This window comes from Leptothoe sp. PORK10 BA2, assembly GCF_034932105.1.
In the GTDB taxonomy this organism is placed as follows: Bacteria; Cyanobacteriota; Cyanobacteriia; order Phormidesmidales; family Phormidesmidaceae; genus Leptothoe.
Map to the genome: position 1 here is coordinate 40,927 of NZ_JAYGIG010000115.1, position 20,541 is coordinate 61,467.

Consider the following 20,541-nt stretch of genomic DNA (forward strand, 5'->3'; position numbering starts at 1 on the left):
ACAATTAAATATAATCGGCCAAAGGCGATGACGTTAATTTAGGAAAAGCCTGAAAAATTAAGCCTTTAGTTCGACTGAAGCACCGAGGACTGTAGCAGGGATTCTACATCTAGAATAAAAATAGTTTCGTCGTTGTGGGTGACGCAGCCTGTCAGGTAAGGCAATATTATGCTGCTCACGTTATTCGGGGGTGGATGGACCGCTTCCGGAGGGAAGCTCACCATGCCGTCAATTGATTCCACCTGCAGTGCTAAGGGGGTAACACGCCCTTGCACCACGATCAGGTTGTGCTGTTGGCTATGGCGATCGGGGATAGGTAATCCTAATAAGCGCACCAAATTAGCCACCCAAAACACGCGCCCACGACGATTGATCAGCCCTAAAAGAGCTGCAGGCATATTCGGCATTGCCATTACCCGCCTGGTGGGCAGTACCAACGCTTCTTGCACAGCTTGAGCTGGAAGCATGGCTACCACGTTGGTCGCTAGCTGGAATTTCAAAAACGACTTTGCCAGTACGGGACTGTCTTTTTTTAGGGATAGGGCAGACAAAATAATGACCTCATAAATGTGATCCTATGCTAACCATCTACAAAACTGACTTAATCACCTTTAATAATTCCTCGCGGTCGAACGGCTTAGTGATGTAAGCGTCTGCCCCTTGCCGCATACCCCACAACCGATCAATGGCCTGATCCTTAGACGAACAGATGACCACTGGCACCTTTTCAGTCTCAGGCGAGCGCTTTAGGCTCCGACATAGCTCAAAACCACTCATCCCAGGCATTACAACGTCTGTCACAATGACATCAGGCTGGCTGGCAATGGCCTTTTCCAAACCTTCTTGAGCCGTCATAGCATGAATAACGCTATAACCTTCCTCTTGCAAATAATGACTAATGAGCTCTCTTTCAGAGGGCGTATCTTCCACAATCAGCACTGTAGCCGTTTGAATTACTGTCATGACCTATTTGGTATCCCTTAAGTATGTGCCCAATCAACCTCAGTTCATAACAGCGACCATTACAAATCTAAGGCTTATATAACCCAAGTAAATTGATTACTACCTAGACCCTACAGCTGGTAAGTGCATAAACACCATTTTCAAAAGCTCTGATTGACTAAAAGGCTTTGTCAAATAGCCTGAGGATCTGACTAGTTTGGCTTTAGCACGATCAATAAATCCGGTGTTACCTGTCACCATAACAATCGGTGTATTTCTGAAACTTGGGTGTCTACGGAGGAGGGAACAGAGTTCGTAGCCATCCAAGTTAGGCATGGTGACATCTAGTAGGATTAAATCCGGACGACACCGCATAACCTGCATCAATGCCTTCACTGGGTCATTGATCGGCACGACGTTCAGACTTTTATCATTCAGAAATTCTTGAATGGCATTTAAAACCGTTGGACTATCGTCAATACAAGCAATCGTGTAAGTAACTCTGCCAGCATCGGTGGCTGCTGGCATACCCGATGTGCCCATGGTCTGGGGGTAAACAAGGTCATTCGCAACACCGAGCTGGGAGGCTCCTGACTGGGTGGATAGGCCAGAATTAACCAGGGAATTGTTTGGGGCTGCGCCAGGGTTGGAGCCGTTTGGCATTGCCGATGTTACTTGTGCAGGTATACCCTGGGATACCGATGGGGACGAAAGCAAACTCTGTCGGCGATTGCGCTGACAAATTTCCACAATAGGACGCAAATCTAGCTGACAGAGGACCGGATATTCCCCAATATCATCTAGCCCTAGCAAATCATAACTACCTTCCTGCACACCCAAAAAAGACTCAATTACCTCAATAGCCATGGCGCGGATCAGATCACTAGCCTGCTCTGGCGTTAGGTGAGACTGCTCTACCAGCCAGCTGATCGCTTGGTAGTCTGGAGTCAGAGGCGCTCGCTTAGGGGACTGTTCAAACATCAGTCGCAGCTGCACACGGACAGCGCCCACCAAGGTGGAAATCTCATTACTAAAGGACTGGAGGTGACGATCCAGGCGATCAAAGGGCGCATTCGTATCGGTAGCAAAGTTTAGTTTGCCTTGGTTCAGGAAAAGCGACCATGAGTTATCCCCTGAGTACAACTTGAAGTGACCACTCACCTGACGACTAATCAGTTGAGCTAAAAAGCTTAGAGGATGTAACTTCTGGGTTGCACCATAACCCACGATCGAACGACTGTTCATAACTGAGTACTTAACTATACAGTAAAAATCTAAAACCCTTTTGGGCTAATAGACCAAAGCAATGGATAATAACCATGGTGCATATTGGTCGTGAAAAAGGTATATAAACTCTCGACTGACTAACCATACAAATGGTTTCCTAGTCATAGAGCGTAGATGCAGGCGTAAATAGGAATACGTTTACACGTTTATGTAACTATGAAAAAATTCTATCAATCAACCTTCAGTCCGGACTATGTTCTGTAAAAAGTTCGACTTACTTTAATCATTGGTCAAAGATAAATATTTTCAAAACATCTACTCAAAAGGGTTTCGAGTGTACAAGTACCTCATTGTAAGTTTCTAAGCCTACCTTAAGAATACCAGTAAATTTGTCCGTACTTAAACGAAGTCTTGATAAAGAAAACCAGTTTAAGATAATAGTGCCCTCAACATTTTTATTAACAGACTCGATTAAGGTGTTCACGATATTGTTTCCGGTTTAGGAAGATGTGGATGCCCTAAATTGGGGGTGATCCTGCCATTGGTACAATAATGGCATTGGCCAGAGGACCTATGCAACCTGCGCAAGCAATGTCTTAATTTGCTCCTGTTGTTGTTGATCGAGGGACTGAGGGAAAGTTAGCTCAAGGGCTATACGGTAGTCTGATAGCCGATTTTGGCTCCCTAATGCTGGTTCCGCATTGGGGCCATCGCTGTGGGTGCTAGATAGTTTTGGTAGCAGTTCAAGTCGTTCAACTTGAGCCATCAAATCATAGGAATGGACGCTATCAATTTGGGGGTAGACCTGTAGATGCAGCAGGGGGGTATAGTCCTGTAGAGCGATGGCTGCGGTGCTGGCATCGCCCAATAGCTCTAGACGCATATCCCTTGATCCCAGCTCAGTGATCATGGCCGCTTGCACGTAGCTGCCCCAACCTTTCCACCGGATATCGCTCATCACCTCTACCTGTTTGCGCATTTTAACGCTGTTGGCTGGACGTAGCTCTTGGAATGCCCGCTTTAGACTCAGCAAAATAAAGCTGAGGGACTCCCATGGATTGTCTGCATTCTGACGATCTTGGGAGTACCATTTACGCACATCCGAGAAAATGACCGTCGTCAGATTATCTTGCTGCATTTGGGTCATATTCACAAAGTTAATGGCTAACTTTGTCTGCAATGAATCTGTGGCACTGGCCCTGATGATTTCCGCATCGAGTAAAGCGACAGCACCATAGTCGCCAAACAGCTCTATCTGTACACGATCAGAAATATTGGGCCATATATCCAGTAGAACCTGACATCCTGTCTCACTAATATCTACGGTTGTTCCTTCCCAAATTTGCCCATCGTCACTGTAAATTCTGGCAATTAACTCGCGGGGTAAACGGTGAGATTGTCTCAGTTGGGGTTGCTCAAAGGCCACTAGACAGGCAGTCAACACCAGCGCTAGGTTGAAGACGCACCACAGGGTATTAATCAGTACTGCCTGGGTATCTAGGGGGCTAAGAATTAACCAGATGGGCACAGTTAGTAAGGAGGCCGCCGTAATTGCCCCAAGGATAACGAGGTAGCGAACACTATCGATATCAAAACTACGTGACTCTACGGAGACTCCCTTGTCGGTCACGTTGAAGGATCCCAAATTGGGGTTGATTAACGCTAGCAGCGTTACGATGCCTGCCTGGAATGACATGGCAAATTCATAAATCTCATTCCAGAAAGAAAATCTTACATGCTTATAGGCAATGTGGTTCGCGTGCATCGACAGCACAATATGGGGCAAGGCGTAAAACAGGGTTTCGATGCCCAGACCTTTTACAGGGTTGATGCCAAATAGCAAAAATAGGTTGGGAGCGATGGCGTACATCAGCCGTGGAAATCCAAAAAAGAAGTGGGACGTGGCACTGAAATAGCAAAATCGTTGGGATAAGCGTAAATTGAGGCGGCGATTAAATAGGGGATTTTCAATTCGCAAAATCTGGGCCATTCCCCTTGCCCAGCGGACCTGTTGACCGACGTAGGAGGAAAATTTCTCAGGGGCTAAACCGGCTACCATAATTTTGTCGTAGTAGACGGTACGGTAGCCCAGGGAGTGCAGCCGTAAGGAGGTATGGCAGTCTTCCGTCACTGTTTCGGTCGCAATACCACCGATATCAAGTAGATACTTTCGCCGAATAACGGCGGCAGAACCGCAGAAAAAGGCAGCGTTCCAGAAGTCGTTTCCTTTTTGTAGAACCTTGTAGAACAGCTCGTTACCTACCGGGATCTGTCCTTTGGTCAAAAGATTGCGCTCAAAGGGATCCGGATTATAGAACCAGTGGGGTGTTTGGACTAAGGCTACTTGTTTGTCGAAGAAGAAACCGATCGTTTCTTGCAAAAAGCCCCTTACTGGAATGTGATCACAATCTAGGATAAGTACTAGCTGGCCGTCGGTTTTGTTCAGGGCTGTGTTGATGTTTCCAGCCTTAGCATGATCGTTATTTTCTCGGGTGAGCATCGTACACCCTAGATCGACACACATGGTTTGGAGCTTTAGGCGACGCTCTTTGTATTTTTCAGCCCGGCCATCGTCCAATACGTAGATGGTCTTTTTATGGGCTGGATAGTCGATATTCAAGGCTCCCAGTACCGTCTTGCGTACAATGTCTACATCCTCGTTATAGGTGGGGATGTAGATATCCACCGTTGGCCACTTCTCTTCGGGCCACTGGTCGAGGGGGATCGGTTTGCGATCGCGAATTCTCAAGGTCTGAAAATAGGAGAGCAGCAGGGTTGCGATCGCATACATCTCGGCTACAAACAACAAAACCGAAAAGAAGCCATCTAGCCAAGAATCGAGGTTGAGGGTGTAGTTGGAACGATAGTACAAATAGCGCAGAGTGGTAATTGTACTCAGGGCAGCCAACAGCAAATGTAAGTATTCACTAACCCGCCGACTCGTTTGCCGATCCTCTAATCGCAGCAGTATTTGCCCGAAAAAGAGCAAAGCCAAGGCCACTAGGCCCTGCTGTAGGATGGTGGGCCGCGCCGTCATAATAGGCCAGGCAAACATGGTGAGACACGCTGCCAAAATCAATAGCTGTTGTTTAGTCAGCCAGTGTAAACTTTGGTCAAACCAGTTGGGGAGGGAGATGATTAACAGCTCAATCAGTAGGGGCCGCACTCTCTCAGCGAGGTAGGTTTCAACTAGCTGTTTAAATCCGTTGAATCGATGGGGGATAGACAGTCGTCCAGCCATAGTTACAGTTCTCCTGGCGCAGATGAATCGGTCATAGAGCCAGGTGCTGGGCCCAGCGTTTCGCTTCGCTTCAAATAGGCTTGGATAACGCCGTAGAGTAACAATGACAGCACAATAATGCCGGGAATTAGGAGAAACCAGTTACCTTGAATCACCGTAATGGCTCTCTGAAACGTGCTTTCTTCTTGAACATCCCGTTGGGCCGAGCGTTGCAAAAACTCTAATTTATAGGCGTTGTCATCGTAGGGGGAGGGTGTTTCGGCATTGGCACTGATCAAGGCGGTATCCCCTTGGAGTTGGAAGAATAAAGAATCCAACTCTAGTAAATCCCGCAGTTGCTTTAAGCCAGCTTCGCTTTGAGCCGTCAGCGTTAACAGCACCCGCGTGTTATTCCAGGGGGAAATCTGCTGCTGCAATACGCCCTCAGCATCGGGCAGGGTTTGCACCTGACTGTTGCCCCACTGACGTGCCCCTTCCTTCAGATTAAAATCGGCGGCATCTAAGGCTTCAACTAACGGAAATTGAGATCGCAAACCAATAGCCACCAAATGTTGTGATTCCTGTACCTCAGGGGGCAGTTGGCTGACGGGATAAACCGCAACCTGTACCGCTTCCGAACGACTCAAGCGGCCAAGACGCTCACTGAGTTCCATCATCACCGATAGCTCGGTCATGGAGGGTTTGTTCGGCATCACAATCGCCGTGCGGGATAAATCCTGCGGTGCGACAAAGGGATAACCTGCTTTGAGTAGATTCAGATCGGGCAGTTTTGCCACCTGCTGACGATTCAAATTGAAGCTACTGTCGCTATGGATAGTTCCCCAAAGCTGGTGATCGGTGACTCGACTACAAGAGCGGCGCTCCCGGGGGTCAAATCTCAGATAAACCTTCAGTCGAGATTGAGGGGTAATGTGCTGCTCTGGCAGCTCCACTTTTAATGTGGCTTTTCTCTTACCGTCAATTGAATCCAGACGGCGACCGGCCACAGTAATACCGTCCAGCTGAACTTCCACCAGAGATGTTAGGGGGTTGACCTGAGGACCGTAGGTATAGATCAGGTTCATCACATTCCCTGGGAGGAAACGATCGTCTGGCAGGGATTTAAAGTCAAACTCAAACGGGGGAGCATGGGCACCTCGAATCACCACATCCTCAATCGGCTCATTATTAAAGCCGGTTAAATCCCCAAGTTCAAAATCATCGGATAGGGGCATATACCGGGGCCAGTCGCGAATATCCGGTGAGCTGATGATTTCAACATCATTCACCAGCACCACCTGTCCAGCCCCAATTTTACGATCCTGGGACTGGGTTAGGAACTGGACGGCCTTAGCTACAGCCGTTGGTCCATTTCCCGTTGCCACTAAAACGGGGGACTGTTTATCCTCCAGAACGGTCCACATCAAAATACCGGTATCAGACGAAATCAATGTCTGTTTCGGATCTAACCAGCGCTTATTTTTTAAGGTGAGGGGCAGCTTTAAATTTGCCAGTATCGGCTGCTGTTCGGGAGTTCCCACCACCACCATGCGGTTGCCATTAGCTACCTCATCTAACTTTTCAACTAGGGATGTCTCTAAAGGACGGAAGTCTGCAATTCGTCCTAGGGATGTCTGTAGCTTAGCAATGGCCGTTAACCAAGCCTGATCTTGAGTCGTCGGCACAACATAATCGATATGATTGGTCTCTAAACTGAGAACATCAATCAGGGGATAGGGATAACTATTGAAATCTAGCTGAAAAGGTTCCGCGTCGTAATTGAATACAAGTTTGGAATCCGGTAGTATTTCCGTCCAAAGTGACGGATCAAAGGGATCCTGGGTACAGGTGGGGGAGTTGTTTTGTAAACCAGCAATAATTAGCTCGTTATAGTCTTTTAGGATACGGGTTGGGATGTCAAAGACAATCGTGCCGGTATCGCCCTGTTTAAGATTAAGGGGCACACTACCCACATTGTTTTCATTCACAATCACATTGAGATTGGAGCGGGTGGCATAGAGTGCGCCAGAATGGCGATAACGCAACAGAATCTTGACCGATTTAACTGACCAGTTGCGGGGCCGGGTAAACCGGAGGCGAGACTCATTGTAAATACCTTCTAGCCGCAGCCGTGTTCCTACTACTGGACTGCGGTTAAATTCCAAAATGTATTGGCTACCATCTTCCTGCTGCAGTTCGGCTGCTTGGGCATCCTGGAGCAGATCTCGCCCGTCGGTCGCCCCATCTTCGTCTCGGACACGGCGATCGCCAGCAGTTCCTGTTTCTGACCCATTATCTGCTGCCCCTGGAGATGAGGTGACCTGTGCCAAACTGGGACTGAATGTTGTCACAGATAGGAGAACAGCTAAGAATAGCGCGATAAATATGCGTTTCCTGAATATCCTTAAAAACACTGATGTAAGTACTCCCCCCAGATAGATACCTAGGTCAAAATAATAAAATTATTGGCACTTGTGCCATTTCAGACATATACAAACCCTGACGAACCCTAAGTGGGTGCTCAGTCAAGTGTTAACCGGTTGACGAACCCTTTGCAAGGGTTCACCCCATAGCTTGTTGAATACTCCATAATTTAGTCTTCACCCTAATCCACGTGTAGAGGCTAATGTTATTTTTAAGGAATAATGCATTTGTTGCTTTTATACAGCTCCCAACTTCAAATATCAGGGGTAATCGACATCATCCGGTAAAGTTAGCTCAAGTTAAAATTTAAATATGGAATGTTTATGTAGATGTTTAGGTAGTTATACAAGAATCTATCTGTTCAACTGTCGATTAACTATAGCTGAACCTATAGCTTGTAAATTTACCTATGAAGGAAACATTAAAAACACTCGATTTTCTATGTGTTTTTAGTGAAAGTTATGGATATAAGAATTTAGGTACACCCTCTATTGCCAAAATCACTGATAGATTGAAAAGCAACTTTACCTTATTTTCGATAAGTGTAGAGGGCCCGTCATAGGGTTCACCTCTCAATCTCGGCCAAGTCGGCTAAGATTAGAATTCTTCCGGTTAGTATACAAGACTTGTCGTAATCGATTTCTATGGTGTTATGGCAAGGGGCGGATGTGTTGGTCGATTGCGAGTCAGGTTAGCTATCGTAATTTAAGGTTTTCAGGGATATTTTTTATCCTAACCAATCTGACAGATACAAGAATTCAGATGCAACAACTATACTGCTGTTGCTAATTTAGAGAATGAACTAATCTAAAAGCATGGCTCTAGGTTAAGACCGGCAACGGAAATCATACAGAGAATCCGCAACACTTTTATATTTAAGTTCTAAGACAAGAAAATCTCAGACAAGAAGCTCTAAGACAAAAGACATCCCCAAGGAAGCGGCAGCTGGGGCATCCCTAGTCCCCTGACGATAGTTCCCTTAGTTTATATAAACTCTTTATTTTACTGACTATGTCTACAAGTTCAATGACGCAACGTCGTCCCCGTCGTTTAAATTTTTGGCTTCTGATGGGTTTAGGTAGCCTGTTGGGTAGCTGCGGTTTTTCCATTGAAACCCCTAATAATCCCATTTTAATCAACCGATTACCCGTAGCTGCCATGGACTTTACCGTAGAGCCGGGTCCCAATCAATATACCTACGAGCTTGATGGCACAGCCAATTTCCCAAATCAAACGGAACTTAATGTGTTGGCCATGCGTCAGCTTGCCCCCACTGATGAAAGTGTGGAGCTGAAGCCGACTTACTCGGTGTTGGATTATCAAGTCGTTAGGGTACAGAATGGTCGCTGGCAAGGGGAGCTCACGTTTAAGCAACTGGCAGCAGATGGGACGAGAAAAGAAGCTTGGCAACTGGATCAGTCAGAGTTAAATCTGCAGGTGGAACCCCTCGATACGGTTGTTGTTATGGCTACCTATACCCCCTTGGATCAGCTCACAACGTTAGAGCGCATTCTTGCCCAACAGGGGCTTCAGGTTTCTTCAGATCTGTTGCAAACAACGTTTGAGGGGCGGCGTTATCTCGAAATGAAAAAGGTTTTGGATATGCCCGTGGAGAATGAGGTAAGCATGCGACCTAGACCCTATAACGATGGTTGGGGCACTCGTCACATCCTGATTGATGAACCCCCTATGCCCTATCAGGTGGATTTTCCTGAAGAACGACAAACAAATCGCCCTGCCGAGCCTGAAGAGTTTTTGTATTGAGTTTCAGTCGATCTCGGGATGGATGTTTAGTCATAGATCGCCGAGCGCGCCCCAACCAAAATTTTGGTTGGGGCGCGCTCGGTGGTTGGACTATGTTGAGTAACGTTTTGCTTCCCTAGGCCAGCATGGCCACGTCTAGGTTAGCGGTGTCGATTTCAGCCCCCGTGAGATCCGCGTCTATGAGGTTGGCTCCCCATAGATTAGCCCCAGATAGACAGGCGTCTCGCAAATCACATCCCTGCAAATTGGCACCCCATAAATCAGTGCCTGTGAAATTGACCCCTACGAGGTTTGCTCCGCTGAGATCAATGCCGGTTAATACCAGGTTGCTTAAATCTGCCGCCCACAGGGATTGGTTAGGGCCTAGGCAGTAGACACCGGCCCACTCCCAGTCAAAGTCTTCAGGCCATTGGGTTGTGGGGTCGCATACGGCCCCAGACAGATAACTTTTCACGAGATCTGTCTGACTCAAATCAACGCCGAATAGGATAGCTTTTGTTAAATTAGCTCGGGTTAAGTCGGTTCCCTTGAACTTTGCCCGCTGCAGACTGGCATAGGAAAGATTACTTGAGGATAGATTTGCATTTCTGAGATTGGCTTCGGTTAACTGGGCGCCGACTAGCCAGGCTCCTAGCAAATTTGTGTCGATCAGTTGAGCTCCGGCTAAATCACTATGGCTCAGATCAACGCCACCTAGGTCATGCTGACTGAGGTTGCAGTCGATTAAGGTAGCCTTGGGACCTACATAGTGGATGCCAGCTTTGAGGGGCTCAAAATCTTTGGGAAATTCGGTTTGATGGTTTGCGATCGCATCTTGGAAATTGGCATCCTCAACTTGGGCGTCCTTAAGGCAGGCACCCCGTAAATCAACCTTCTGCAAGTTTGTCCGCCGCAAATTTGCCCGTTGCAAATCAGCTCCCCCCAGGTTGCTTTCACTGAAGTCCACGTCTGCCAAATGGGCATCCGCTAAATTACAGCCCCATAGGTCAATCCCCGTTAGAACATACTGGGACATGCGAATAGCTGGCATGTGGCAATAGCTAAAATCTCGTTGTCCCTTGGAATAGGCAGCAATCACCTGGGAGGATAAATCGGCCATACGTCATTAATTAGGTATAAAAAGACAAATATTAAAATTACTAGGTTATCCCCATTAGATTGAGGTGAAAGTTTACTATCGCAGGTGTTTGGGGGGAACGTACCAGAGGGAATAATGGGCCTGACTATTCTGAGTCACAATAACATCTCTATGCTGACGCAGGAGACGACGTGCCCATCCGGTTGCCCGTGATTGATCTGCCGTACTGCGCCATAGGCAGTAATACTTATTTTGATAACGAACGCCAAACACCATGGCATCACCCGTATCTAGATGGGTTGGATCAACCTGGTCTAAAAATTTAAGGATGGGGATATCCACGGGAGGAGCATCCGCATCTAACTCCATGAGCTTCTCCAAGGCAACGGGGTTCAACTCTAAACCATCAACGCTGCTATTTTGGGTATACCCCTTAAAATGTACCACCGTATGACCAGGAGCCAGCTTTGTGGCCAGTAAACTCTGGCCATTCAAGGTCATCGCACTACCCACGCCCATGGACGGCGTTACCTGTTCATCAAAGCTGACATTAGTCGTAGTCTGCTCCGTCTGAATGGGTAACTCCTTGGCTGGTGTCTCGAAAGGCACTGGTGTAGAAGCTAGGAGCCGCTGTCGCCGATAGATTCGTCGCAGGATGTCTGCGGTGAGCATTCCCGTCCCAACGCTGCCGATAATCGCAATGCCAATGTAACGAATAATGGGTTTAGCCGAATTATCCAATGGGCTGACTAAGTCGCCTCGCAATTGACTAGGAGATACCCAGGTGGGTACTGAGTTCGCCATGGATAGGGGTAACGTGATCACGGCAAACGCTAATCCCGATGACACCAGCGATGGCAAGAATATACTGCGGAAGGGAGATGAGCCCATGGAATTTAATCTGTAATCGGTGAATAATAACGTAAGGTTGAGTTACCGTCTCTATGCTCTCCTTAAACAATCCATCCAAAACTTTCAACGTCAGGAGGCAGTTTAAGAAAGCCGTAAAGCAATCTATACTATGTCAATCATCCTAAACGGTTGATGAACTTAGGCGGTACAAACAAAATTTTCAGGGTTGCAATCCGAATTATTAAGCTTATCCATAACTAGAACTAATTTTTTAGAGAATATCAAATAAACAAAATCTATAACCATAGACTGAATGTCCTGGTGTGCGTCCATAGTCATAAGACAGTTATAACGGTTGTATGCTTTTAGGCTATCTCTCAACTGTAACCCGTAGCTTTCTTACGGAAAGTTGACTGTGCTGGGCGTAAATAAGGTTTATTCTTACTTCGCATTAGGTTCTAAATACTTCTAAATTCTGATTTTTTTAAATAACTTTTTTATTGTCGGCAGTGTATGGCCTATGAAACTTAATTTTCTGCTAACCCTGTTGATTTTAGCGGGTGCCATTGCACCGTTACTGCTGCGATTGCCGCAGGTTAACAAGGCATTATCAAAATCCCTTGATCCCGCCGAGGTTAGCCAGCGGGGTGATTCCCTGGATGCCATGACTGATCCACAGCAGCCAAACTACACCTGTGTTAGCTGCGATCTACGGGGTAAGGACTTTAGTAATCAAGATTTGAGCCGAGCCAACTTTTTTGGCTCTGACCTGCGGGGGGCTAACTTTAGCAATAGTCTGTTAATTAACAGCGTATTTCGCGAATCCAAGTTGGATGAAGCGGACTTGAGCCATGCCAATCTGCGCGGTGCTGACTTAGAGGAGGCCAGCCTGGTCAGGGCTAACCTACGCAACGCCAAGATCCTCCAGGGCACTCTAGAATATACTAATCTTGAGCAGGCTGACCTCACCAACGCTGAACTGCGTGACGCCAATCTTTGCTCCGCTCGATTGGTCAATAGCACCTTTAAAAGTGCCAGCCTCTATGGCACTATCCTTCGAGCCGCAGATATGACCGGGGCAGATTTTACCCAGGCCTACATGCGCTATGCCGATATGTACAACGCGGAGACTAAGGGCACCCGATTCGACCAAGCCGACATGGCCTTTGTGACCTATCCCGATGGGTCAACGGCTCATGAAGGCTATATCAATTCTGTTAATCAGGTAACTGACTGCAATATTGATGATGAATCCAGTAGCTCAGAATAAAGGACTGTCGCGGTGACGACAGTCCTTTAAGTGTTTCCTCTAACCCTGGGCTAATGGGATCCTAGGCTAATGAGCCCTAAGCTAATGAGCCCTAAGCTAATGAGCCAGTGTTTGTGGCCCAACCTAGCGGTCGACGGAACCCATAATCACATCAATGCTGCCTAAAATGGCCATAATGTCCGCCAGCTTTACTCCCCGCAACAGGTTAGGCAAAATCTGAAGATTGTTAAAGTCTGGGGCCCGAATTTTCCAGCGCCAAGGGTAAATACTATTGTCACCAACGATAAATACCCCCAGTTCGCCCTTGCCGCTTTCTAGGCGGACATAGTGTTCTCCGGTCGGGATTTTGAATGTAGGGGCAATTTTTTTGCCAATGAACTGGTAGTCAAATTCGTTCCATTTAGACTTTGGTCCTTCGGACATGCGTTTAGCTTCAAGGTTCTCGTAGGGGCCACCGGGCAACCCTTTAAGAGCCTGACGGAGAATTTTGACGGACTCTCGCATTTCCCGTACCCGGATCACATAGCGGGCAAAGCAGTCCCCTGCGGTCTCCCACTGAATGTCCCAGTCAAAATCGTCGTAGCACTCATAGTGATCGACTTTGCGCAAATCCCATTTGACGCCGGATCCCCTTAACATCGGGCCTGACAGCCCCCAGTTGATCGCATCTTCGCGGGTGATTGTACCAATGCCTTCTACCCGACGGCGGAAAATTGGATTATTGGTAATGAGTTTTTCGTATTCGTCGACCTTGGGCAAAAAGTAATCGCAGAAGTCTTCGCACTTATCGACCCAGCCGTAGGGCAAATCGGCTGCGACACCGCCGATGCGAAAATAATTATTGTTGATCAACCGTGCCCCTGTGGCGGCTTCCCACAGGTCGTAGATCATTTCCCGTTCGCGGAAGATGTAGAAGAACGGGGTTTGGGCTCCGACATCGGCTAAAAATGGCCCTAGCCAAAGTAGATGGTTGGCGATGCGGTTGAGTTCGAGCATGATGACTCGAATGTAACTGGCCCGTTTGGGCACTTCGATATCCGCTAGCTTTTCTGGAGCATTGACGGTAATCGCCTCATTAAACATGCCCGCTGCATAGTCCCAACGGCTAACGTAGGGCACAAACATCACGTTAGTGCGGTTTTCGGCAATTTTTTCCATGCCGCGATGCAAATAGCCAATCACGGGCTCACAGTCAATTACATCCTCACCGTCGAGGGTGACGATGAGCCGTAACACACCGTGCATCGAGGGATGGTGGGGGCCCAGGTTGATCACCATGGGCTCTGTTCTGGTTTCCAGACGTGTCATAGAAACTATGCCGTATTATTCTCTGATTTATACACCCTAGTATATTAGCCATGGTTTAGGGCAGGAAAAGCAAAAAAAACTTATCCCTGCTCTGAAAAAGTGAATAGGGGGGGGGAATGGGGGGATACCCCTAAGTCGATGCGATCGCAACCTCCCCTGGAGAACTAGCCCAAGCTCGACCTCTTGCGATCGCAACCTCCCACGGAGAACTAACCCAATACCTAGGCAGTCCTCCTCCAATAGTAAACAGTCACATAGGGCGCTAGGTTCTGATGAGGGTTACCAGAGCCGGACGAGTTAACCGATACACCCGTAAAATTAGGAGAAGTAGCGATAGGACCACCGCCAAAAATGGAGAGGGAAACAGGCCACAGGTTAGGATCTGCGCTAGCGCCTCCAGCGGTTGAGAAAGTACTAGCTTTAATGTGAGCGTGGCCAGGGTCAGTCACATCATGAATATGGGCACCGTTCTGACTAGCCACTAAAGCAACCGTTTTAGCCCCGCCGGTTTTTCCCCCTGCATTAAACTCAGTTTGAGAGACGTCATATCCCATCAGACATCGACCCTCGCCGAAAGAAACCCAGGTACCATAGCCCAGCAGAGTGCTTGGGTTAGTCGCCACGTCAGCATTAGCATAAATCGAGCCGACTGGTAGCTCGGTCCCTTGGGTAATGAGAGTAGTCAAGTTTGATTTAAAAGCTTCCATCAGCTGGAAAACTCGGGTTTCAAAATTGGTGGGGTCTGCCATCACTGGAATAGTGCCGTTAATCGTTGTAATTAAGCTTTCAAGCAGAGCAATAAAACCGGCTTCGTAGCTAGTTGTCATCAGTAGCCCCGGCGGTGGCTCCGGCCTCAGACTCTGCGATCGCAACAGATAGATCCGCCTGATTCATTTTGGAATAGCCCGATATACCCAGATCCTTGGCCATGGCTTTTAACTCAGTCACGGTTTTGGAGTCAGCCAGCTCGGCAGCCCGCTGGGTGATCCAGTGCTCTCTACCTAGCTCCAGCGTTGGCTGGGTAGGCTGCTCTTGCCAAGGGATATGAACGTCGGGCAGATAGTCACTCTGATTAATCACCACGTAGTCAGAGCCATCAGCATTTGCGATCGCAATCGTCGCTACACTAGCCATCGTTAACCGCCTCCTTAAACAGCTTGCCAGCCCGAAATATGGGTTTAGTTCGCTCTGGTATGGTCAACGTTTCACCCGTGCGCGGGTTACGGCCTACCCGTTCTTTTGCATGAACCGATTCAAACGTACCAAAGCCCACCAGGGTTACCCGGTTACCCTGGGCCACCTGCTGAACAATTACATCGATGGCCTCAGAAATGATAGATTCAGCAACCGCCCGAGTTACCCCCCGACGGTCACAGATTGCGCCGACTAATTCACCTTTGTTCACCCTGCGATCCTCGTTGCTAGTCGTGCGTCTACCAGCTCATTACCCCACAGACAGCTAAGGTAGAACCCGGTTTGGTGATACTCATCCCGGATTTCTAGCCGCAACACTACACCGGTCATATCATCAACCCAGGTCATAAAGTTACTGGTCACCCCAGGGATTCTTAGCCGTGTCGCTGGGCGTGAGTCAAAGGCAAACGCCATCGGATGAAAGGCCAGATTGATGGCATGGGCTGCTCTAAAGGTGATGGCGGCATTGTTGGCCCAGGCCGCCCTAGCCGCCGGAACATAGGTGATCGTATTAGCCGCGAACCCAACCACGGCATAGGTCTGGCTATCACCGGCTACGGTGAAGATATCACCAACCACAGGGGCATTAGCGCCAGTGTCGATCACAACGGTTGTATTGCCCAAGGCGTGGTTAGCTTGGTTAACCAGCCACCCTGCGGGGGTGCCGTTGGGGTTAGTGTGGGTGATGCCGTCCATGCCTGCATCTTCATGCCAGTCAAAACCGTAAGCCCGGTTGATCTCCCCCTCTCGGACCACCTCGGCAGAGCCATAGTTTAAAGCCCGTGCGAAGGCATCAAGCCCCGTAGCGTTGCCATAGGCATCGGTGTTAAGCACCAGGCGACGCATAAATTTAGGGCACTTCTGCCGGGTCAGTACCTTCTTTGCATTCTGGGCATCGGTAGGAGCAGCGGCAAAGGGCGTTACACCCGCTGTGCCCACGTAGCCATAAATGCCTTTGTAATTGGCAGCGATCGCGGCGGTAATCGCCTCAACAATAGGGCTTACCGCGTTAGCCAAAAACATAGGTATCTGAGCATCGGCATTTTCGAGCAGACTGATTTGCTTTTCAGTCAGCGGGAAATTAACCTCTTTCCAGTAGTTCAAATTCACCTGCACCGTAGTCGGGTTAGGTGCCGCTTGGCTGGCCGGTGGCGTTGGCGCTGGCACCACGTCACGGGCGACAAACTCAGGCGGTACTATCACTTCAGTCACACCGCCCAGGGTGTAGGCTTGCTCCCGGTCACCCGCTGGGGTGTTATTCACCAGGCGGGGCAGGCAGGTTTCCCTACGGATAACCTGAGCGCCAAGTGCTAAAACTTTGCCGTATAAATCTTCAAGTGCCATTGATCGCTTACTCCTAGTAGGTTGTTAGTACGGGGTTTAGCCCATCGAAACGTTCACTTTCCCGCTAAGCACATCGTCAGGGTTGACCCCAGTCACTATCCCGTCCTTAGCCGTCACCTGCTGGGGTTGCTCCTCAGTGGTGTTTGTGCCCCCACCGGCAGCGCCGCCCGTACCGGCAGCATCCTCACCAAAAAACATGGCCGGATACTTTTGCTTGAGACCGTCGTATAGACCATCAGGAATTTCTACCTCCCCATTCTCCGCAAGCTCTAAGCTACCGGTGACTTGCGGAAGCAAAAGCTCTTCATATTCAGGCCGAATACCCGCCGAACCTAACCCTTTTAAGGCAGTGAATTGTTTTTGACTATTGACCAGCTGCGATCGCATATCGGCTAGTTGCGTAGCCAACTGGTCCCGCTCTCCGGCCATGGTCTGTAGTTGACCATCCTGCTGTTGCCGCTGCTCTAGCTGTTGTATAGCTGTCCTAGCGGCCTGGGGGTCAATGCCCTGGTAAAGCTCTGCCTGGGTGATGGCCTGGTCAAAGGTGGCAAGTACGGCTGTATCTAGTCCCTCAGCATCGCCCAGCTGCGATCGCAGTTGTTTTAGTTGAGCAATAAAATCCATTAGTTATTTTCCTCTGGTAGTAGGTGTTTACGTTGGGCCACGGCCCGGAGTTCATCACGGCTGATATCTTCGCGTTCCCGCATTTGCAGCAGCACTTGAAGCAGCTGGGGGTCAGCACTCAGATCTCTAAAAAACTGGGTATCTAATTCAGCCCTGCCGCCGCTGGGCAAGCCCAGATAGCGGGCGTGCCAATTCAGGCATTCAGTGATGCCAAGGGCAAAGTCACTGGCAAACAAATACAGCTCACTTTCAATCGTCGTTGCCTGGATCACGCTGGTCATAGCGGCCTGTCGGTCGCTGGGTTTGACCAAAAAATCAGCCCCCAAAAAGTTCAACTCATCTTCAATGTCCTTTACCTCCTGACGACTTGCGGAAAGAGAATTGGCGTTAGGCTCGGCCCAGGCGAAGCCCCCACCCACCGGCACATCAACAACCGACCTAGGCCCTAGCGCCAAGTCGCTACCATCTCCACCCACGCGAACGGGTGAGGGAAAACAGCAGTAGTGCATCTTTTGCCGGTGGTCGCTTCTCACCTGGTAATGGGACACGTTGAGCTTAGCCATGCTCAGCAGCGTTGGGTTACTCTCAAAAAACCCGGTGCGGTCGCCGCCATAGAGACAGACCAGCGGCACGGAGTCAAAGGGAACAAAACTGCCCCGTATCCGCCGACCCATCACCCCCGATTGCTTAGGCAAATGCACCTGCTGCGGCTTGCCGTCCCGGCCCTTGACCACCTGATAGGTATCAAAGCGACCGGGCGTAAGCAGCCGGTAATAGGTACACTCCTGTTCGCCATAGTCGCCATCGGCCTCCACCACCTGCGATCGCAGCACGGCCCAGGCCAGCACCTTACGGTTACCCACCATGCGGTAGCGCCAGTTGATCACCTGTAGCGGAGACACCGACGACCAAAACGGCTGGCGGCCAGCCGCGCCGGTATCGGCCAAAGATACCAGCGATTGATCCAGCTCAGGGTAATCGATAAAGCAGAAGGTATGGCCCAGGCGTAAGCCGCGCATCCCCAGCAGCGCACAGAGCCTATCCCCATCCATGGCATCCCCATCGAGGGCGGCCCACTGAGCGCGCATCACGTCGGGAACGTCCACTAGCTTGACGCCATTGTTAAAAATCATCCCGACGAAATCACGCACCGCCTGAGCGAACTTATCCGAGAAGTGCGACTGTAGCAGCCGCGCTTCGTAGTCAGAGTCAGATTCCCCCGGCATCTGAGGCAGGTAGCGCCGAGCTAGAGCGGTAGCCTTAGCTTTGCCATCAGCCTGGAAGTCCACCCAGGCGGTATCCCCCCGGTAAACGTCCTCAATCAAACACCAGTGGGGAGACTGCCGCCGATAGGCCACACACTCATAGTCAATCAGGACCATTCTCAGATTAAGACTCACGAGACACAACCCATTTAACCGCAATCCCTAGCGCTCCAGACGACTAAGGGCAAAAGTTGGGTGTATCCACGGGTTGGGATATGTCCGCATCATGGAATGATGACAAAACGGTTATCTGCCTGTCATCGATGCAAAGTACAGGCCCCAGGGATACCCCCCCTAAAAACAAGTTTCATTCCGCAAGTCGTTGAGGTACATAGAGCGAACCTCGATAACCCAACCCCTTACCTTGCCGTACCCCCTCTTTATGCAACTCGGGACCATCCCCTTACGGTGGGTTTTAGGGCGGCGTCCCGGCCCTGCCCAGGGGGTGTGGGGAACTCGGAGGGACCCCACGCAGCCGGTTTTGCCCTCAACCAATACCCAAATCAACCCATAGTTTTAAGCATCTAACGGCTCCCCACATCAACTTTTTAACGACAAAGGCTGATAGTTTTTCCAGTAGTCCCCATTTCCATCAGCAACCCATGAATCACAATGCACAACGTCGACAGCGCCGAGCTGACATGACCCGACGCATTGCCTATCGGCTTTATGAAAGACGCTCAAGGCGCGGGTACGACGGCAGTAGTGAACAAGATTGGCTGACGGCAGAAAAAATTGCCCGTAATCCCATCGCCCGTAATAGCTTTCAGGTCAATCAGTGGCTAAAGGGCCGGTGGCGCAGGTCGGTGGGCTGGTACGAGTCAACGCCCGTTGAGCATGCACTGGAGACCCTGACGGCAGATCTAAAAAGCCTGGCGGTCTTTGATCTGCTAGCGCTGCTGGCGAATGTGGCGATCATTATTAGTCTCGGGTCGTTTCTAACCAATGGAGAACGGCAGCGCCATGACGAGCAGGTCTATGAAGCCTGGCAGGTGATTACCAATGCCTACGGTCAGCCGGGGAATGGAGGACGGCGACGGGCGTTAGAGTTTTTGAACTCTACACCGGGGACGCCGGGGCGGCGGCGGTGGTTTGGGAGGCCGTGGCCGAAGGAGAGTTTGCAGGGGGTGGATGTTTCGAAGGCGCATTTGGTTAGAATTGAGTTGCCTGGGGCAGACCTAAGGTCTGCCAATCTTCAGGAGGCATCCCTAGAGGATGCCAATCTTCAGGAGGCATACCTATCGTCTGCCAATCTTCAGGAGGCAAACCTAGGGTATGCCAATCTTCAGGAGGCATCCCTAGGGTATGCCAATCTTCAGGAGGCAGACCTAGGGTATGCCAATCTTCAGGAGGCAGACCTAGAGGATGCCAATCTTCAGGAGGCATCCCTATGGTCTGCCAATCTTCAGGAGACATCCCTAGAGGATGCCAATCTTCAGGAGGCATACCTAGGGTCTGCCAATCTTCAGGAGGCAGACCTAGAGGATGCCAATCTTCAGGGGGCATCCCTAGAGAATGCCAATCTTCAGGAGGCATCCCTATTGAATGCCAATCTTCAGGAGGCATACCTATTGAATGCCAATCTTCAGGAGGCATACCTAGGGTTTGCCAATCTTCAGGAGGCATACCTAGGGTATGCCAATCTTCAGGAGGCAGACCTAGGGTCTGCCAATCTTCAGGAGGCATCCCTAGGGTATGCCAATCTTCAGGGGGCAGTCCTATGGTCTGCCAATCTTCAGGAGACAGACCTAAAGAATGCCAATCTTCAGGAGGCTTTACTATTAGCGACTGACTTGCGATTATCCCAAAATTTAACCATCCAGCAGCTAACAGCGGCGAGGCTTTGCCACGTAGCCTTGCCCACCTATATCCAGGACATTGATCCAGATCGCGACTGTAAAACCATGCCCCAAGCATTGTTTGAATGGGTATCGCCAAACGATCCAGAATTCACATTAGAAATAGCCAAGGCAATCGTTGAGATTGCTCGCCAGCAAGAATGGGATGACCTGGAGTAGAAAGGGCATTA

Annotated in this window: 17 protein-coding genes; 3 read left to right on the top strand and 14 right to left on the bottom strand. The window is 49.5% G+C overall.

The features are described 5' to 3' along the window. Nucleotides 1-65: 65 nt before the first annotated feature. The 5 genes from VB741_RS16145 to VB741_RS16165 all read right to left on the bottom strand — a co-directional run bounded on the left by VB741_RS16145 (nucleotide 66) and on the right by VB741_RS16165 (nucleotide 7,740). Nucleotides 66-551: a chemotaxis protein CheW gene (locus VB741_RS16145; protein WP_323366213.1), complete on the bottom strand. Its 486-nt coding sequence runs from the start codon at nucleotides 549-551 to the stop codon at nucleotides 66-68. 37 nt (nucleotides 552-588) lie between these two features. Continuing rightward, nucleotides 589-963, bottom strand: coding sequence for a response regulator transcription factor (locus tag VB741_RS16150; protein WP_323366214.1), 375 nt, complete (start codon nucleotides 961-963; stop codon nucleotides 589-591). Nucleotides 964-1,062: 99 nt separating this feature from the next. Further along, a complete protein-coding gene (locus tag VB741_RS16155; protein ID WP_323366215.1) occupies nucleotides 1,063-2,187 on the bottom strand; it encodes a response regulator in 1,125 nt (374 codons plus the stop codon). 553 nt (nucleotides 2,188-2,740) lie between these two features. Then, entirely contained in the window at nucleotides 2,741-5,410 is a 2,670-nt protein-coding gene (bcsA, locus tag VB741_RS16160; protein ID WP_323366216.1) for a UDP-forming cellulose synthase catalytic subunit, read from the bottom strand. 2 nt (nucleotides 5,411-5,412) lie between these two features. Further along, nucleotides 5,413-7,740, bottom strand: a complete 2,328-nt coding sequence (locus VB741_RS16165; protein WP_323366217.1) for a cellulose biosynthesis cyclic di-GMP-binding regulatory protein BcsB — start codon at nucleotides 7,738-7,740, stop codon at nucleotides 5,413-5,415. Nucleotides 7,741-8,824: 1,084 nt separating this feature from the next. Between VB741_RS16165 and VB741_RS16170 the strand changes: the two genes are divergently transcribed. Next, nucleotides 8,825-9,577 (top strand): hypothetical protein, encoded by a 753-nt coding sequence (locus VB741_RS16170; protein WP_323366218.1) that lies wholly within the window; start codon nucleotides 8,825-8,827, stop codon nucleotides 9,575-9,577. Nucleotides 9,578-9,692: 115 nt separating this feature from the next. Here VB741_RS16170 and VB741_RS16175 read toward each other — a convergent pair whose 3' ends face one another. Both VB741_RS16175 and VB741_RS16180 read right to left on the bottom strand, forming a co-directional pair. Beyond that, a complete protein-coding gene (locus VB741_RS16175) occupies nucleotides 9,693-10,676 on the bottom strand; it encodes a pentapeptide repeat-containing protein (RefSeq protein ID WP_323366219.1) in 984 nt (327 codons plus the stop codon). 75 nt (nucleotides 10,677-10,751) lie between these two features. Continuing rightward, nucleotides 10,752-11,459 (bottom strand): hypothetical protein, encoded by a 708-nt coding sequence (locus VB741_RS16180; RefSeq protein WP_323366220.1) that lies wholly within the window; start codon nucleotides 11,457-11,459, stop codon nucleotides 10,752-10,754. Between the two features lie 568 nt (nucleotides 11,460-12,027). On the opposite strand from VB741_RS16180, the gene VB741_RS16185 reads away from it, so the two are divergent. Next, the gene (locus VB741_RS16185; protein WP_323366221.1) at nucleotides 12,028-12,777 is read left to right on the top strand and encodes a pentapeptide repeat-containing protein; all 750 of its coding nucleotides are present in this window, start codon (nucleotides 12,028-12,030) and stop codon (nucleotides 12,775-12,777) included. A 123-nt stretch (nucleotides 12,778-12,900) separates the two neighbouring features. Here the strand turns inward: VB741_RS16185 and VB741_RS16190 are convergent, their stop codons facing one another. The 7 genes from VB741_RS16190 to VB741_RS16220 all read right to left on the bottom strand — a co-directional run bounded on the left by VB741_RS16190 (nucleotide 12,901) and on the right by VB741_RS16220 (nucleotide 18,629). Further along, complete coding sequence (locus VB741_RS16190; RefSeq protein WP_323366222.1) at nucleotides 12,901-14,085, bottom strand: NAD(P)H-quinone oxidoreductase subunit H; 1,185 nt, start codon at nucleotides 14,083-14,085, stop codon at nucleotides 12,901-12,903. A 221-nt stretch (nucleotides 14,086-14,306) separates the two neighbouring features. Beyond that, entirely contained in the window at nucleotides 14,307-14,912 is a 606-nt protein-coding gene (locus VB741_RS16195; protein WP_323366223.1) for a phage baseplate protein, read from the bottom strand. Next, on the bottom strand, nucleotides 14,902-15,219 hold the full coding sequence (locus VB741_RS16200; RefSeq protein ID WP_323366224.1) for a Rho termination factor N-terminal domain-containing protein: 318 nt from the start codon (nucleotides 15,217-15,219) through the stop codon (nucleotides 14,902-14,904). Before VB741_RS16200 ends, VB741_RS16195 begins: the two co-directional genes overlap by 11 nt. Continuing rightward, the gene (locus tag VB741_RS16205; protein WP_323366225.1) at nucleotides 15,212-15,490 is read right to left on the bottom strand and encodes an HU family DNA-binding protein; all 279 of its coding nucleotides are present in this window, start codon (nucleotides 15,488-15,490) and stop codon (nucleotides 15,212-15,214) included. The genes VB741_RS16200 and VB741_RS16205 overlap by 8 nt, the downstream gene beginning before the upstream one ends. Then, complete coding sequence (locus tag VB741_RS16210) at nucleotides 15,487-16,623, bottom strand: hypothetical protein (RefSeq protein ID WP_323366226.1); 1,137 nt, start codon at nucleotides 16,621-16,623, stop codon at nucleotides 15,487-15,489. The genes VB741_RS16205 and VB741_RS16210 overlap by 4 nt, the downstream gene beginning before the upstream one ends. Nucleotides 16,624-16,659: 36 nt before the next feature. Further along, on the bottom strand, nucleotides 16,660-17,247 hold the full coding sequence (locus VB741_RS16215) for a hypothetical protein (RefSeq protein WP_323366227.1): 588 nt from the start codon (nucleotides 17,245-17,247) through the stop codon (nucleotides 16,660-16,662). Then, complete coding sequence (locus VB741_RS16220) at nucleotides 17,247-18,629, bottom strand: DUF4055 domain-containing protein (protein WP_323366228.1); 1,383 nt, start codon at nucleotides 18,627-18,629, stop codon at nucleotides 17,247-17,249. Before VB741_RS16220 ends, VB741_RS16215 begins: the two co-directional genes overlap by 1 nt. A gap of 485 nt (nucleotides 18,630-19,114) precedes the next feature. Between VB741_RS16220 and VB741_RS16225 the strand changes: the two genes are divergently transcribed. After that, entirely contained in the window at nucleotides 19,115-20,530 is a 1,416-nt protein-coding gene (locus VB741_RS16225) for a pentapeptide repeat-containing protein (RefSeq protein ID WP_323366229.1), read from the top strand. The last annotated feature ends 11 nt before the right edge of the window (nucleotides 20,531-20,541 follow it).

Excerpts from the sequence above, each read along its gene's own strand:
- VB741_RS16150 (WP_323366214.1), bottom strand. The coding sequence starts at position 963 with ATGACAGTAATTCAAACGGCTACAGTGCTGATTGTGGAAGATACGCCC.
- VB741_RS16155 (WP_323366215.1), bottom strand. The coding sequence starts at position 2,187 with ATGAACAGTCGTTCGATCGTGGGTTATGGTGCAACCCAGAAGTTACAT.
- bcsA (WP_323366216.1), bottom strand. The coding sequence starts at position 5,410 with ATGGCTGGACGACTGTCTATCCCCCATCGATTCAACGGATTTAAACAG.
- VB741_RS16170 (WP_323366218.1), top strand. The coding sequence starts at position 8,825 with ATGTCTACAAGTTCAATGACGCAACGTCGTCCCCGTCGTTTAAATTTT.
- VB741_RS16175 (WP_323366219.1), bottom strand. The coding sequence starts at position 10,676 with ATGGCCGATTTATCCTCCCAGGTGATTGCTGCCTATTCCAAGGGACAA.
- VB741_RS16180 (WP_323366220.1), bottom strand. The coding sequence starts at position 11,459 with ATGGCGAACTCAGTACCCACCTGGGTATCTCCTAGTCAATTGCGAGGC.
- VB741_RS16185 (WP_323366221.1), top strand. The coding sequence starts at position 12,028 with ATGAAACTTAATTTTCTGCTAACCCTGTTGATTTTAGCGGGTGCCATT.
- VB741_RS16190 (WP_323366222.1), bottom strand. The coding sequence starts at position 14,085 with ATGACACGTCTGGAAACCAGAACAGAGCCCATGGTGATCAACCTGGGC.
- VB741_RS16195 (WP_323366223.1), bottom strand. The coding sequence starts at position 14,912 with ATGACAACTAGCTACGAAGCCGGTTTTATTGCTCTGCTTGAAAGCTTA.
- VB741_RS16200 (WP_323366224.1), bottom strand. The coding sequence starts at position 15,219 with ATGGCTAGTGTAGCGACGATTGCGATCGCAAATGCTGATGGCTCTGAC.
- VB741_RS16210 (WP_323366226.1), bottom strand. The coding sequence starts at position 16,623 with ATGGCACTTGAAGATTTATACGGCAAAGTTTTAGCACTTGGCGCTCAG.
- VB741_RS16215 (WP_323366227.1), bottom strand. The coding sequence starts at position 17,247 with ATGGATTTTATTGCTCAACTAAAACAACTGCGATCGCAGCTGGGCGAT.
- VB741_RS16220 (WP_323366228.1), bottom strand. The coding sequence starts at position 18,629 with ATGGTCCTGATTGACTATGAGTGTGTGGCCTATCGGCGGCAGTCTCCC.
- VB741_RS16225 (WP_323366229.1), top strand. The coding sequence starts at position 19,115 with ATGAATCACAATGCACAACGTCGACAGCGCCGAGCTGACATGACCCGA.